Source organism: Gimesia sp. (assembly GCF_048262075.1).
GTDB lineage: Bacteria > Planctomycetota > Planctomycetia > Planctomycetales > Planctomycetaceae > Gimesia.
Map to the genome: position 1 here is coordinate 161,825 of NZ_JBLXFK010000014.1, position 14,931 is coordinate 176,755.

Annotated in this window: 9 protein-coding genes; 3 read left to right on the top strand and 6 right to left on the bottom strand. The window is 49.1% G+C overall.

Translation table 11 applies throughout. The features are described from left to right. Positions 1-456 precede the first annotated feature (456 nt). Together ACN0YH_RS22950 and ACN0YH_RS22955 are read left to right on the top strand one after the other, a co-directional pair. Entirely contained in the window at positions 457-1,716 is a 1,260-nt protein-coding gene (locus tag ACN0YH_RS22950; RefSeq protein ID WP_417381927.1) for a right-handed parallel beta-helix repeat-containing protein, read from the top strand. 51 nt (positions 1,717-1,767) lie between these two features. After that, complete coding sequence (locus ACN0YH_RS22955; RefSeq protein WP_417381928.1) at positions 1,768-2,874, top strand: alpha/beta hydrolase; 1,107 nt, start codon at positions 1,768-1,770, stop codon at positions 2,872-2,874. Between the two features lie 7 nt (positions 2,875-2,881). Here the strand turns inward: ACN0YH_RS22955 and ACN0YH_RS22960 are convergent, their stop codons facing one another. The 6 genes from ACN0YH_RS22960 to mprF form a co-directional block, all read right to left on the bottom strand. Next, positions 2,882-4,951, bottom strand: coding sequence for a serine hydrolase (locus ACN0YH_RS22960; RefSeq protein WP_417381929.1), 2,070 nt, complete (start codon positions 4,949-4,951; stop codon positions 2,882-2,884). 106 nt (positions 4,952-5,057) lie between these two features. Further along, positions 5,058-5,906 carry a DUF6159 family protein gene (locus ACN0YH_RS22965; protein ID WP_417381930.1) on the bottom strand — a complete coding sequence of 283 codons (849 nt, stop codon included), beginning with the start codon at positions 5,904-5,906 and terminating at the stop codon, positions 5,058-5,060. A 137-nt stretch (positions 5,907-6,043) separates the two neighbouring features. After that, on the bottom strand, positions 6,044-7,060 hold the full coding sequence (locus ACN0YH_RS22970) for a prenyltransferase/squalene oxidase repeat-containing protein (protein ID WP_417381931.1): 1,017 nt from the start codon (positions 7,058-7,060) through the stop codon (positions 6,044-6,046). A gap of 336 nt (positions 7,061-7,396) precedes the next feature. After that, positions 7,397-8,674 (bottom strand): FAD-dependent oxidoreductase, encoded by a 1,278-nt coding sequence (locus ACN0YH_RS22975; protein WP_417381932.1) that lies wholly within the window; start codon positions 8,672-8,674, stop codon positions 7,397-7,399. A gap of 269 nt (positions 8,675-8,943) precedes the next feature. Next, the gene (locus tag ACN0YH_RS22980) at positions 8,944-11,004 is read right to left on the bottom strand and encodes a glycogen debranching protein (RefSeq protein WP_417381933.1); all 2,061 of its coding nucleotides are present in this window, start codon (positions 11,002-11,004) and stop codon (positions 8,944-8,946) included. Between the two features lie 4 nt (positions 11,005-11,008). After that, positions 11,009-13,555, bottom strand: a complete 2,547-nt coding sequence (gene mprF, locus ACN0YH_RS22985; protein ID WP_417381934.1) for a bifunctional lysylphosphatidylglycerol flippase/synthetase MprF — start codon at positions 13,553-13,555, stop codon at positions 11,009-11,011. A 359-nt stretch (positions 13,556-13,914) separates the two neighbouring features. Here mprF and ACN0YH_RS22990 point away from each other — a divergent pair, with 359 nt between their 5' ends. Next, on the top strand, positions 13,915-14,883 hold the full coding sequence (locus ACN0YH_RS22990) for a YybH family protein (protein ID WP_417381935.1): 969 nt from the start codon (positions 13,915-13,917) through the stop codon (positions 14,881-14,883). Positions 14,884-14,931 lie beyond the last annotated feature (48 nt).

A 14,931-nucleotide genomic window follows, 5' to 3' on the forward strand; every position in this document is an offset into this window, starting at 1 on the left:
AATGGACTGTCCTGAAGTGATTCAGGTGACTCAAAAAATCCGAAGTTTCCCGGGTTTTCAGAGCTGCCGCTTCTGAGGAGCAGTTGCAACCTGTTGTCAGTGTTTATGTTACTAAAACCAGATACAGATGCAACCGTTTGACGTGAGCGATTCTAGCATTCCATGGATAAATTACAAGTCGTCCCCCTGTCAGATTTGGAACGGCGTAAAATCAATCTTTGAGTTAACCTGAGAAAATCAAAATCTGGATTTATAACGTCCCGCTGAACAGACTACTTTTCATCTGCAACTTGACTATCGGCTCTGTTTCGGTTGTGATGGTGGAATTACGAAAGAAAGTTAAGCCGGTCTGGTTTTACTGGACCGGAGTTACATCATGATCGTGAATGACGGTTTAACTCAAGCTGTTTTTCTTCCTGCCCCGCGCTTCTGATTTAATACGAGGTCCTGCCTGTTATGAAACGTTCACGCACAGCTATTTTCAATTCCGTGCTAACTCTGATGTTCATCGTCTCCTTGAGTTCAGGGCTGGTGTTTGCCGGGTTAGAAAAAGGGGAAACTCAAGGGAAGGCGAAACTGCCTGGCGCGCGTCCTGTGATCCACGCGATCAATTATGAATCCATCCAACAGGCGCTGGATGCGATTCCTGCTGAAGGGGGCGTCGTCATGCTCCCGCCTGGTAATTTTGAAATTGATCAGCCTTTAGTCATTACCAAAGGTGATGTGTTACTGATGGGCGCTGGTTCCTCAACCCATATTCATAATAAAAATGAAGAAGGTAAGGATGCGATTGCCATTCATCCGCCGGCTGATGCCAAACTTCCGGATGGAAAGCCAGACCCTAAACCTCGTATCTGGCGGGTACAGTTACAGAACTTTCGCGTGACGGGCAACGAGAAAAGCGGGCGAGGCATCAATGCCAAATGGGTTCAGGAAATTTATATCCATGGGGTCACCTGCAGCTATCATGGGAACGACGGAATATTTCTGGATTTCTGCTTCGAAGATCCCCGTGTTTCCGATTGTCTGATTACCTACAACAAAGCCACCGGGCTGAATACAGTCGGCTGTCATGACATTGTCGTCTCGGCAAATCATTTTGAAGAAAACCTGGATGCGCTAAGATGTGCCGATGGATTTAATCTGTGTATGAGTGGCAACAATCTGGATGACCATTTACGTGATGGCGTGATCATTGAAAATACCTATGGTTCCATCGTCTGTGCGAACATGATTGAAGAATGCAAAGGGCGGGCGATCACCCTGGATAAAGAATGTTATGGGATTACGCTTTCTGCGAATGTCATCGCCCATAATGGCAGCGGAATTATTCTGGACGATGCCCATGGCTGTGCGGTGAGTGCGAATACGTTTACTCTACTGGCAGAAGACGCCTTAAAGATTGGACCCAAATCAGGTCGAATTACGGTGACAGGCAATAACTTCTCAAACAGTTATATTGGAAAGGGACAGGTTAAACGCCGTACCAATGATCTGAAAGCCGCCGGGCTGACTCTCGATAAAACTCGTGGAGTCACGGTTTCCGGAAATCTGTTTTCTTCGGTTCGTCCCAAAGCAGTGACGGTCATCGAACCTACAACACATGTGATCTTTGGTAACAATCTGTTAATTGATGTCGAATCTGATCATGAAAAACTGACCGAATCTATTATCAAAAATACACTGGTCGCTCCCGCTGAATCTGTAAAACCATAAAGCAAAACCATCTGAAAAATAATCAGATTTCAGTTTAAGAAAGGTGCCTCGGTGCTTTCAAGATATTTTCCTTTCGTCATCTGTATGATTACCTGTTGCCCGGTTGTGTGGGGGGCAGACGATCCCGGGAATCCCAGGCAGCAGGTTCCCGTTTATCAGGAGCATCTGGATCTTTCTTATTACCTGGATCCAGCTGGGAAGAAGCATTCCGTTCAGAGCTGGGAGGACTGGAAAATACGTCGCGGTCATATTCTGGCAAATATGCAGACCGTGATGGGCGAAGTGCCCCGTCCGGCGAAACCGGTTCCCCTGGATATGAAAGTGCTGGAAGAAGCAGCCGTCGGTTCTGTAAAGCGGTTGAAGATTTCTTATCATACAGATGATTTGAAGCAGCGAGTGAAGGCGTATTTATTAGTTCCCGATGCAGCGTCTGCCGCGCATCCAGTGCCAGCGATACTTTGTCTGCATCAAACCAATTCCAGTACAGGCAAAGAAGAACCGGCGGGGATCAAAGGCTTGCCGAATCTGAAATATGCGCTGGAACTGGCAGAGCGGGGTTATGTCACACTCGCGCCGGATTACCCTTCATTTGGTGAATATCCCTACGAATTCAAAGCACATCCGGAATACCGCAGTGGCACGATGAAAGCCATCTATGACAATATGAGGTCTCTCGATTTACTGCAGTCTCTGGATTATGTGCAAGGGGATCGTATCGGTTGCATCGGGCATTCACTGGGAGGCCATAACACGATGTTCACGGCTGCCTTTGATTCCCGGATCAAGGCACTGGTTTCCAGTTGTGGATTTACCCGCTTTCATAAATATTATGGAGGCAAACTGAAAGGCTGGACCAGTGACCGGTATATGCCTGTGATCAACAGCGAGTATCAGAACAATCCGGATCTGGTTCCCTTTGATTTTACCGAAATCGTCGCCAGTTTTGCCCCCCGGGCTTTTCTGGCATGTGCACCGATCAGCGACAGCAATTTTGAAGTATCAGGTGTGAAAGATGTAATGCGGATTGCGCAACCTGTTTATCAGTTATCGGGGCAGCCGGAAAATCTAAAGGCTGTGTACCCGGAGGCAAAGCATGATTTTCCATCGGCAACTCGGGAAGCGGCTTACCAGTTTTTTGACCGTCACTTGAAGAACTAACCGCTTATTATTCCTGTTCGAACTGATCTTTGGCAGGCCAGCGTTCGATTCGGTTGATCCAGGTATGCATGGGAGCGTCAATCAGTGAGGACAACCGTTTCTCATCAATACCCTGACGAGAATTGAACAGGATCGCCCAGTTGATCTGGTCGAGTCTGCGAACCAGAAGCGTCGACGTTCCATCCAGGGAACCGGTGTGCCACTGATTGGAATTCCCGGCGGTATCGATCGGTCGGACCATCCAGCCGCAGGCATAGTAGGCAGTTTTCGGTTTACCCTGCTCATCAAAACCGGCGAGTCCCGCTGGACGTTCCAGCATTCTTGAGATCGTCGGGGCATTCAATATAGGACATTGTTCCGGGAGATTAAACGCGGTTGCGAATCGCAGCAGGTCCGGTGCTGATGAAATCCAGCCGCCGTGGGAGTCCATTGCTTCCAGGTACCAGGCACCGTAGGGGGAGGGGACCTGCTCGCGTAGATTTGCAGCAAAGACAGAACTTCCCTCCTGATTAGTGTGGTACTTGACTTCTTTCTCTCGGCGTCCTTCAAGAAGTGTTTTCCCCAACTGGGTCTCATTCATATGCAATGGTTTGCAGATCGCCTGCTGGATGTAGTCTTCGTAGGTTTGACCGGTGACTTCTTCAATCACCCGCCCCAGTAAACAGTACCCGAAATTGGAGTAGGCATAGCGTTCCCCGGGCTTAAAATCGAGAGGCTGTTTCAGCATGATGCGAATAATATCATCGATTTCCGCGGGCGCGGGTTTACCTGCTTGTTTTGCAAAAGTGATCGAACGAAACATCGGATCAAACGAAGCCTTCCGATCCCAGCCGGCGGTATGATTCAGCAACTGCTGAATGGTGATGTCTTTCAGTCTCGAATCAATGTTCTGTTGCGAGAGAGGACGCCGATACTGTTTTAAAACTTCGAAGACACAACTGTCGAGGTCCAACTTGCCTTGTTCGACCAGCTTCAGGATGGCCACGGCGGTAATCGGTTTGGAAATGCTGGCAATTCGAAATTGACTGTCTGATTGCACTAGTTGCTTCGTTTCTTTGTCTGCATATCCAAAGCCTCGTGCATAAACGAGCCGACCGCGATAACTGACTGCGACAGCCATTCCCGGAGGGTTATGCAACATCATGAAGTCTTTGATTGCTTCATCCAGTGAGGATAATTCTTTCTGATCCAGCCCCGTCATCGGAATCGTATCCGGAGATTTCCAGAGCGGTAATTCGACACGCTTCTCTGGCACGACTTTCTCCCAGATCCCTGTGAAAAAAGGCTGGTTATTAATGGAATATGCGTCGAAATTCGTGAGTTGAAAATCATCAGTGAGACTCTTCTGATTCGTTTTCTGGAACTCATCCGGATTGAGATGAAACTGACACTTCCATTCGGGACCAGCTGCTTTCGACCAGATGGCATGGTAAACCGCTGTCTCATTTTCAACAAAGCCACACAGGTCAACGAGTCGAAATCCTTTCGATGTGTAATCATCGAATGTTTCCTGAAACTGAGTTAAGGGAATCTGGCAGGTGGCTTCCCAGGCAGCTTCTTTTTGTTTTTTCCAGATACCTGAATGGAACGTCTGATTGTTGACTGTGTAGCCATCCAGTTGAAGGGGAGCGTAGCCCTCTTCCTGTAAGGACTTCAAGGTGGATTGGAGTTGAGCGCCTGAAAGGGAGTGTTTGAGAATCGGTGTGGCTTCAGCTGACTTTTTCAGAATGACAGCGAACCGCGGTTTGCCTCTTTTTTCGTAGCCGCTAATGACCAGCGGGTGGTAACCTGCTGCGGCCTGTTGTTTCAGCCTGTCGTCCAGCTGGTTTCCATCCAGTCCATGAAAGGCTTTCCAGTCTTTGGAATCTGTTTGTTTGACTCCCAGAAGAGCAAATCGCTCAGCTCGCTGGCCTTCATAGACACTTAAGTCAGTCGCTGCGAATCCCTGTTTCCCCAAACGCGTGATTTGTCGCTGATAGATGAGGGGGTTCAACTGCAGCTGGAGTTCAGGCTCTTCAGCAGTGGCTACAGTAGAGAAATAACAGAGGCAAATCATTAAAAGAACACGCACAGCCATCGAGAATTCCTCGCAGATAATCAGGGGGAGCAAAAGATCCACTTGATCATAGATGCGGGAATGCACTAACTTCAAGGGTTTTCTGTATGAAGCTGATATTCAAGGCTTATTTTTGATTGAAGGCGTGCGCGATCAGAGTCTGGTCAAACTGTTCTGGAGCTTCCCCTTCGGCCGCGAACAGATAAATCGCGGCGATCAGAATCGCATGTACTGCCGAGGAGACCAGGGAGATCAACAGAATACTCAGTATGGCACAACCTATGAGAACCCCTCCCGCAACGGCATTTCCCGCGGCGATCATCATGACGCCTCCAATCAGAATGAGAAATACGGGAATCATGATCAGGAACATGATCGCTCCGATTCCAAAATTGGCAACCAGAGATTCTCCCCATGTTTCTCGTAATACGCTGACAGAACGTTTCATGGCTTCAAAGGGATTCTTTTTTTCTACAACCAGTACGGGAATCACAAAGTAAGTGGTGATCGACCAGGCCATGCCCAGCAGGCCGGCGACGATCTGCCCGATTCGTTCCGAGCGGGATTCGATCATTTTCAGGATAAATCCAACCGTGGCACTGACCAGTGCCCAGCCTGCAATTTGAGGCAGTCGATTTAACGCGGCATTTAAGCCGTCACCTACAGTGGGATTGCCTCCTTTTAATCGAATAATCGCACAGGCCATTAAGGCTGAGTTGAAGAAGATCATCACAAAATAATTGACAAAATAGAAGGCGAATAAAATCACGTACGCCACAGGATCCTGGGGCGCCTGCTGATCATTCATAATCGTACTGATATATTTACTGTCCCAGAGCGGCAAGGCGAAACTGGCTAAAACCAGCAGGCAGGAAATACCGCTCATAATCGGGAACAGCAACAGTTCTTTATCCAGCATTAAGACCCGAAAGCTCTGTTTCGACAATGCCCAGCCATTCGAAATACGTTCAAACATAGTCAGTCAGCCTTCTGGTATAATAGGGGTTTAACGGAGATGAGACGCCGCTCACTTCGCGATACTTTTCAAGGGATAACGTTCTGGCTGTGGTTATATCAGAAACAGCAGCATCAGTGGAACGGGAAAACTTGCTGTCAATCCCGTTTCGGCTGAGTCAATAGGAGAGCAACCGTGGCCCAGCTACTGGCAGTGACCGAGATAAACTGATCTTTTCCGTAAGGAAATCCGGTTTCAAAATAAGTCTGGAATGGTTTTGCATGGCTGATCACATGCCAGGAACCATCAGCCTGCTGGGTGTCGACCAGATATTGAATGCCTTTTCTGATTGCAGGTTCGTCGGCATCAATCAGATGGGAACGTAATAACGCTACCAGCACGGTTCCCGTCGCATAGGCATCACTTTGCATCTCAGGTAGTTGAGACCAGCCCCCATCGGCATTTTGCAGCTTCAATAATGCATTTATGGAAGTTTGTTGAATCGAGTCGTCCACACTCAGAGTTTGCAAGCAGCGTAACTGAAAGACACGTTCTTCTGTCGAAGCGGGTTTCAGGTCGAGCAGCCACTGCCGGGACTTTGCGATCCGGGCTGTGATTTCAGGATGTTGAGATTCGCTGCCGAATGTCTGCAGTGCCCTGATGACGAAATAATTTGTATTGGTGTCTGAAGACATGGAAGGGGGTCTAGTGGAATTACGAGTCCAGTGAGCGCGCCCTTTGTCACGTTCCAGCAGATAACCAGTGACGGCAGTCGTCACTTCATCAGACTTTTGTCCTGCCAATTCAAGTGTCCACAAAGCATAACTGGCAGTATCGGGGCCGCCCCCTTGTCCCTTGCCGGCGCGATAGTTTTCCAGGCCTCGTTTCAGATGTTCGGTTGTATGATCTACCTGCAGCTGAAAAATTGATTGATCTATTTTGAATCCCCGCTGGCGGGCTTCATTGAAAACCAGAACTGCCAAAGCCTGGTTGTGGCAGGTGAAGCATTTTCGTTCGCGCGCTGATCCTGCGGATGCCGTTTCAATCAGGGGAATGGATTTCTGGATCGCTTTTCGGATCTGAGTCGTGCGATCAGCTTCTTCACCCGCCTGTGATGTGACGGGAATGCACATAATCAGAGTGAGAATCAAAGAGAGGAAACAGATCCTGACCATTCTGCGATTCCTGATACCACGTTTCAATGAACCTGACCTGGAACAAGATGATCTAGAACGCATCACATTTAACCATAGCGTCTCTCAAACTATTATACTCGGTTCAAATAGCTCTGGAGACGCTACAGTAAAACCGGACACAGTCTAGTGCTTTGTCAAGCTGGAAATTGAGGGTTAGGGGTGTTGTTTACGTGCTCCGTTGTCGCACTCTCTTGATATCTCTCAACCCAAAATTTAAAAATGACACTCCACTAGTCCAGAAATCATTCTAACAATACGGGAAATAAAAGGGCAGAAGATTCCTGTTTTTCTTGACAGGAAACTGTCTCTCAATTTTCATGGTGCGACGGGGGTACTGTTTTTCGCCGCTCGTTCCGGGGTCTGAATATGCTCGGGGAGAAATCCCAGACCAATCAGCTTGCCAGCGGTCCGCTTGATAACAGGGGCGAATAGACCGGCAAATTTTCTTAATCCCCAGGAGATCGAGACAGGTTTCCCGGGAGCGGTATGTCCGCCAAACAGCCGCTGGTGGGCAAAGACCTGCATGCGTTGTGTTTTCAAAGCAGGGCGTTCGCGTCGATGTTGTACTTCTTGCAGATCTGCCAGGGTCACCTCGCCGTTGTACAGTTTATCAGCCAGCAGATTAGCGGTTGCAACGGCGTCCTGCACGGCCAGGTTGACCCCGACCCCGCCTACAGGCGACATGGCATGGGCGGCATCACCAATCAGTAGCAGGCCTGGCTGTGCCCAGTTGGTAATGTGATTGAGTTGTACGGTCAGGAGTCGAACTTTATCCCAGCTGTCAATTTCGGCGACCCCTGCTGCCAGATCGGGGAGAATATCAAGTATTCTATTACGAAAGACTTCCAGGCCTTCCTGTTTGATTTCGTCAAAAATTCCTTTATGGATAATCAGGCCTGCCTGGAAGTAGTCTCCACGATCGATAGTGATCAGCATGCGACCCTCTTTAATACGGGCCAGTGTATTGTCATCAATGTCTCCCTGTTTCCCTACACGAAACCAGAGGACATCGATGGGAATTCCCTTTTCGATCACTTCGACACCAGCGTCAATTCGCATCTGCGAGCCACGACCATCGGCGCCCACAACCAGGTCAGAAAAAATCTCGTATTCTCCATCCAGCCCATTCACTTTTACACCGATGACATGCGTTCCATCATGGATCAGTTGTTTGGCTTCGGCCTGCAGATGCAGCTGGAAATTAGGATATTCACTCGCATGTTTGGCGAGCATATTCAGAAAATCCCACTGAGGGGCGAATGTGATGAATTTGCATTCAGTTGGCAGGTGTGTGAAATAAGGACCCGAGATCTGCTGACCCTCAAAGTTCAGATCGAGCGAGTCAAAATGCTTATCAGCGATATTGAGAAATTCATCTAACAGGCCCAGTTCATGCAAGAGTTGCAGAGTGGACGGGTGAATGGTGTCGCCACGAAAATCACGTAAAAAGTCTTTGTGTTTCTCCAGTACAATGACTTCAACGCCCGCGCGGGCCAGCAGGTATCCCAGGAAGAGACCGGCGGGACCACCGCCGACGATACAGCAGCGTGTTCTGATTTGTGATCCGGAGAGCGGGGGGCGGGATTCACTCACTGCGTGTTACCTCCTGTAAAACTGGCTTTGAAGAATCGAAATCTCTGCGAGCGCGACTCCGCAGCATAGGGGTTTTACTAAGAGGTTTCAAGATGATTCTGTTTCAGCGTTCTCTTTGGATTTTGATTTGTTTTTCCGGTGGCGATGCGAAAAAATCACGATTACAAAGAGGATCATCACTCCCCCAAAGACCTCAGCGATACCATCCATTGTGCTTCCTTGTCCTGTTTGCAGATCACCTCGTTACAGATTTCAGCATGAGTTCTATTTTATCCGGGATCTCTGATCAGTACTACCACAGAGCGTGCCTGGACATCATAAGTATCTATCTTAATGTAGGGCATATCACCTGATTCCAGGATGTCCTGCGGGCTGTCTTGCGCGGTATCAACGACGCGTTTCCATTCTCCTGGGGTCCCTTCATGAATTCCGAAACAGCAGGTATCAGGTGCCGCATTGATCATCACGTAAATGTCAACGTCCTGTTCTTCTTTACCGTGCAGGCAGAAGGCGAGTGTTCTGGCAGAAGGATTGAGGTCCACATAACGAGTCACGCCGTACCACTTGATCTCTTCCCGCCAGAAATGGGAACGGCACAAAGAGGAATGGACTTTGCGAAACGCGATCAACAGCTTCACAAATCGAAACATATCCTGGTTCGCTTCCAGGCGACTCCAGTCCAGCCAACTGGTTTCATTGTCTTGATTATAGGGATTGTTGTTTCCTTCCTGAGTCTGTAGAAACTCATCTCCCATGCGAAACATGGGAGACCCATTGGAAACCATCAGGAGAGTGAAGAAGTTTTTGACCTGCTGCCTTCTCAAGCGGATTACCTCCTCGGGCGCATCGGTTCCTTCCCAGCCACAATTCCAACTGTAATCGTGAGTGCCATCCTCATTATTCTGTCCGTTCTCCCAGTTTCGCTTCTGGTTGAAGGACACCATGTCATACAGGGAGAAGCCATCGTGTGAAGTAATGTAATTAATACTCTGGTATGGTCTGAGGGCATGCAGGCAGTCATCCGGGAAAAGATCACAACTGCCGTAAAGACGCGTCATCAGATCTGCTACCTGTCCTGCATCGCCTCGCACAAATTTCTGCAGTGTATCGCGGTAGGCGGCATTCCACTGCATCCAGCGATGACCGGGAAAGCGTGATCCCAGTTGAAAGGCACCACCCGCGTCCCAGGGCTCTGCGATGAACCGTTTGCCCGCCAGTGAAGAGTCAGACCCGATCTGCCCCAGGGTGGTCGGGTTAGAATCTTCAACACTGCCATCTGTTTTTCTCGTGAGAACGCTGGCCAGATCAAAACGAAATCCGTCTACATGCATTTCTTTCACCCAGTAATGCAAACTGTCAACGATCATTTTGCGGACGGCTCGATTGGCAGTGTGCAGCGTATTCCCGGCTCCTGAATAATTAGCGAACTGTGATTCCGGGTTGCCGGTCAAAGAATAGTAAGTGGTATTATCAATTCCTTTGAAGCTGTAAGTTGGGCCATTCTCATTTCCTTCGCCTGTGTGATTGTAGACGACATCAAGAATGACTTCGATTCCGGCGCGGTGGAGGGCTTTTACCATTTCGCAAAATTCAATGTGTCGTTCACAGGTCTCTTCCGACATGCAGTATCCATCATGGGGCGCGAAGAACCCAAGAGGCATGTAGCCCCAGTAGTTGCCGTCCTGGGTATCGAACTGATAAACGGGCAGCAGTTCAACAGCCGTGATTCCCAGTTCCTGCAGGTAGGGGATTTTTTCGATGACTCCTGCAAAGGTTCCCCGGGCATTTTCCGTTACGCCCGAGTTATCCCGTTTCGTGAAACCACGCACATGCATCTCATAGATAATTAAATCAGAGGTATGGTGAACCGGTTGATCATCGTCCCAGTTAAATGCGCATTCGATGGACTGCAGGACCGAGAGCGGGGCGCGACCTGTATTACTTCCCGGATGGCAGGCAGCCTCTCTGTCAAAGTCGGGCGGGAAAAAGATATTTCGTGAATACGGATCAAACAGCAGTTTTTCCGAATCAAAGGCATGCCAGTCATAGGGGGCTTCGGGGGAGGGGCCATCTATTTGATAGGCATAATAAATAGCAAGATGAATTTCTGCAGCCGGGATCCGACAATGCCAGATTTCGGCTGTTTTATTGCGGTGAGGTTCAAAATGATAAACATAGACCGGATGATACAGATCGTTTTCGGTGAAAAAGAGCAGGGAGACCCGCTCTGCATGTTTGGAATAGATGGCAAAATTATAGGCATATTCGGAAGGAACCCAGGTCTCTCCTAATTGCACAGGAGAACCTTCGATTTTATCCCAGTGGTCCATGATATCAGGTCCGGTTTGAATTTGACTGGTTTTTTGCAATGATCGCGACAACATCAGACAGTATTTGAGGTAATGCCATTCCGCCGGGTGACGCCAGATATTTGGGCGTCCAGACGGGATCAAATTTCTCTTTATAACTTCTCAAACCTTCAAAGCCATAGAAATGATCGCCATAACGAAAAATTAAATTGGCCGTCCGGTTCCAGATCGGGGACAGGGGACGATTTTCGATACCGGACAGGGGAGCCATACCGAAATTGAACCACTGATAACCCTGCTGCTGGCCCCAGAGTAGTAATTCCACAAATAGATATTCCATGACTCCCGGCGGTGCCTCGGGGGTATACCTCATCAGGTCAGCAGAGAGCTCGTCTTTGCCGGCACCCTCCAGCACATTGGCAAACGCAATGATCCGTCCCTGCTGTCTGACAACTGCGATCGGGCACTGCTTGAGATAGGTTTCGTCGAAATAACCGAGCGAAAAGCCTTTTTCGTTGATTTCTTTGGCGCGGAGCCAGGCATCGGAAATCTGTTTGAGTTCACTGATGATTTCCGGCACACCTTCTCGGGGGATCAGTGAGAATTCACATTGTTCCGTTACACAATGATTGATGGCCTGTCTAAGTTTGCGTCGCTTGCCGCCTTGCAGGTCAAACGAACCCAGGGGGACACGCGCTTCTTCTCCCAGTTTGAGGATCGTCAGTCCCTGATCCAGATACAGAGAGAGATTTTCAGGTTTGACCTGATAAAAGACGGGCCAGCCATCATAACGATCAACCATTTCCCGGAACTGCCAGATCAGTTCTCCCCGTTCTGAATCCGGCCCGATCGGATCGCCGAGTGAAATCCAGGAACGTTTTTGCACGCCATACATGATACAGGCTGTCTGCCGGTTATTGAACAACAGTGATTTATCGCCCAGCAATGCCAGTTGAGTGGAAGTCTGAGGTGATGACAGGACCAGCGGTTTAACCGCTTCCAGTTCAGAGGGAGTTGGTGGAAGCACGCTTGGTTTATGTGCCGCGACCAGCCTGGAAAATGCAAACAGTAGCATAATAACAATGGCACCAACGCTGCCTCGCAGAAAACGTGATGCATCTCCTTTGACCGTAAAAGCCCACCAGAGTTCGTCGGAGTATTCGACATGTTGATAAGCAAACATGCCCAGCCAGATCGAACAGAATACGATTGTCAAAATCGTTGCCGCCCAGCCCAGGCTGAAACGGGCATGGAGTAATGCCCCTTTTCGATAATACTGTTTGCGACAGATAAGCAACGCGAACAGCAGCACACTCAGCAGGATGGCTTCTTCATAATCAAAACCTTTCATGAGTGAGGCAACGATTCCCACGCTTAGCAGAGACGTAATCAGCCACCAGGCCGAGTCCAGCCTGCGTTGCAGACCACGGGCCAGTACGAGCAGGGCTGCCCCCGTTAAGCTGCCTAGAAAATGTGAGACTTCAATGAGAGGCAGGGGAAGAGTCTGTTGCAGGGGCCCAATGCGGGCCGTGACAATCGGCGTGGCTCCGGAAAACAGCAGGACGGCTCCGGCCAGCAGGGTGCACCCGGAGAGAATTAATGGGGTGATGGTGTTCGACCAGCGGCTCGTTTCCTGCATCATACGCGCTGCCAGACCTCGATTGAGCGAAATTTCGTGTAAGCCAAGCAGAATGACTGCTGCAAACAGCGGGATCAGGTAGTAAATGACCCGGAATACCAACAGGCAGGCGAGGATTTTTCCCGAATGGGGAGATGCCAGTAAGGTCAGCATCACTAATTCAAAAACACCAATTCCGCCGGGCACATGCGACAGGACCACCGTCACCGTGGCCATCAGGAAGATCCCCAGGAACTCGCCGTATCCAATTGTCAAATCGGGGGCCAGTAGCGTATACAGGATGAACGCGACCAGAATCAGGTCGATCGCCGAGACTGCCAGTTGCAGTAACGTCATCCCCGTGCCGGGAAGTTTAAGTTGAATTCCTTTGACGCTGATTGGTTTGGTACGAATCAAAGTCAGCGAAGTATAACAGGCGGCGACAGCCAGCAGGATATATCCGACTGGCTGCACATTATCAAAGGGGAAGTGTAATGAAGAGGGAATCGGAAACGGGTGGGATATGAAGACGATCCCTGCCAAGGCAAACACGCCAATCCAGTAAGTGGTGCCCAGCATGATGACCAGCTGCAGAATTTCGACAGCCGAAAGTCCCCAGGCTGAATACAGCCGATATCGGACCGATGTTCCCCCCAGCACTGCGCCGAAGTTATAGCTGGTCACGAAACCGGTAAACGAAGCGAGGGAGATTTTTCCCAGGGAGAGGGGATGCTGGATCGCGCGGACTGCCAGGTAGTCATAGCCAATCAGGACCAGGTAGTTAATGACAGTCAGACCACCGGCTGCCCAGAGTCGCCAGGCCGGGATGTGGGTAATGGCGTTGCGGATCTCATGAATATTGTAATGTTTTAATTCCCGGGAGAGCAGCCAGATTGCTCCCACGAAAATTGCAATGACAGCCAGAGGAGCAAGTTGTTTCAGACGATGAAGCATCAATGGTTCTTAATGACAAAAGTGTTGATGACTCAAAAGACACAAACTCGGGTTCACTGATCTGTGACTGCAGAACCGACATCCTTACCGCTATCAGTGTGAAACGGAATGGTCAGCGTATGAAATCGTCAACACTGTAATGAATCGGATACGTTAAATTCAGTGATTCTGGTAGTCGAGCAAAGATTGATCTCGTTACCATTAACAGCTCGTGAAAATTCTGAAAGAGATCATAAATTATGCGTGCAATATTGAATAGACAGGAATAGAATAAAACCACGGACTGTGGCTTTTGGAGCAGTCTGTCGACTCTCTCACAACGCAAGCGAATTTCCACACCATATCTGAAAGATGTCAGAATGAATCTTCTACAGCGATTGACCCGCTCTGGTCTTACCGTAACTGCTTTCTCGTTATTTTTTATGTGGGACAGTTCTCCCCTGCAGGCACAGTTTCAGAGGACTCCACTCACGACGAAAGCTGAAGCAGAGGGTGCAGAATCTCAGGAAAAATCAACGAAGTCAGGAGCCGAAGCAGCCGTCAAAAACGTGGCTGAGATGTTTAAAAAATCCTTTGATTCAGGGAATGCAGAAAAAGTTGCCAGTTTCTGGGCTCCCGAGGGAGAATATATTGAAAGCAGTGGGATGCGTCTGGTAGGCCGACCGGCTATTCAGAAAATGTATACCGATTATTTCAAAAACAACAAAGATGCGAAAATTCAGATCTCTGTCGATTCGGTACGTGAAATAGGTGAAAACCTGGCAATTGAAGAGGGGCGGACAGTTGTGACTGTCCCCCAGGCGCCACCTGCTTTCAGCCAGTATACCGCGACCCATGTGAAACAGGATGGTACGTGGAAGATGGTCAGCGTCAAAGAATCAGCAAGCATGCCTTCCATTCCCCAGATTCACCTAAAGGATCTGGAATGGCTGATTGGAACCTGGACCACAGAAGATGAAGGCGTCACATTAAAGACGATCTATCGCTGGTTGCCGGGAAAGAAATTCATTGAAAGAACATTTGTCGTAAAGAGTGGAAAAAAATCGCAGCAGATTGGCGTTCAGATCATCGGTATTGATCCACTAAGTGGTGATATCATGTCGTGGACCTTCAATGCAGATGGCAGTCATGCGATCGGAATCTGGATGCCCGTTGATGGCGGGTGGGCGGTCGAATCACGTGGTGTTATGGCAAATGGCATGCTCACGAGTGCTAATAATATCGTGACAAAAATTGATAATAATGGTTGTCGCTGGCAGTCGGTCAATCGTTTCGTGAATGGCGTTGAATTACCAGATGCACTCGAAGTGGTCTCCAAGAGAGATTAATTTCAGCCGTCCAGGCCCTTCAAAATACACACTGACAAAATTCTGAAT

What these genes read in the sequence shown, in the direction of transcription:
- ACN0YH_RS22950 (WP_417381927.1), top strand. Translation starts at nt 457, where the DNA reads ATGAAACGTTCACGCACAGCTATTTTCAATTCCGTGCTAACTCTGATG.
- ACN0YH_RS22960 (WP_417381929.1), bottom strand. Translation starts at nt 4,951, where the DNA reads ATGGCTGTGCGTGTTCTTTTAATGATTTGCCTCTGTTATTTCTCTACT.
- ACN0YH_RS22965 (WP_417381930.1), bottom strand. Translation starts at nt 5,906, where the DNA reads ATGTTTGAACGTATTTCGAATGGCTGGGCATTGTCGAAACAGAGCTTT.
- ACN0YH_RS22970 (WP_417381931.1), bottom strand. Translation starts at nt 7,060, where the DNA reads ATGGTCAGGATCTGTTTCCTCTCTTTGATTCTCACTCTGATTATGTGC.
- ACN0YH_RS22980 (WP_417381933.1), bottom strand. Translation starts at nt 11,004, where the DNA reads ATGGACCACTGGGATAAAATCGAAGGTTCTCCTGTGCAATTAGGAGAG.
- mprF (WP_417381934.1), bottom strand. Translation starts at nt 13,555, where the DNA reads ATGCTTCATCGTCTGAAACAACTTGCTCCTCTGGCTGTCATTGCAATT.
- ACN0YH_RS22990 (WP_417381935.1), top strand. Translation starts at nt 13,915, where the DNA reads ATGAATCTTCTACAGCGATTGACCCGCTCTGGTCTTACCGTAACTGCT.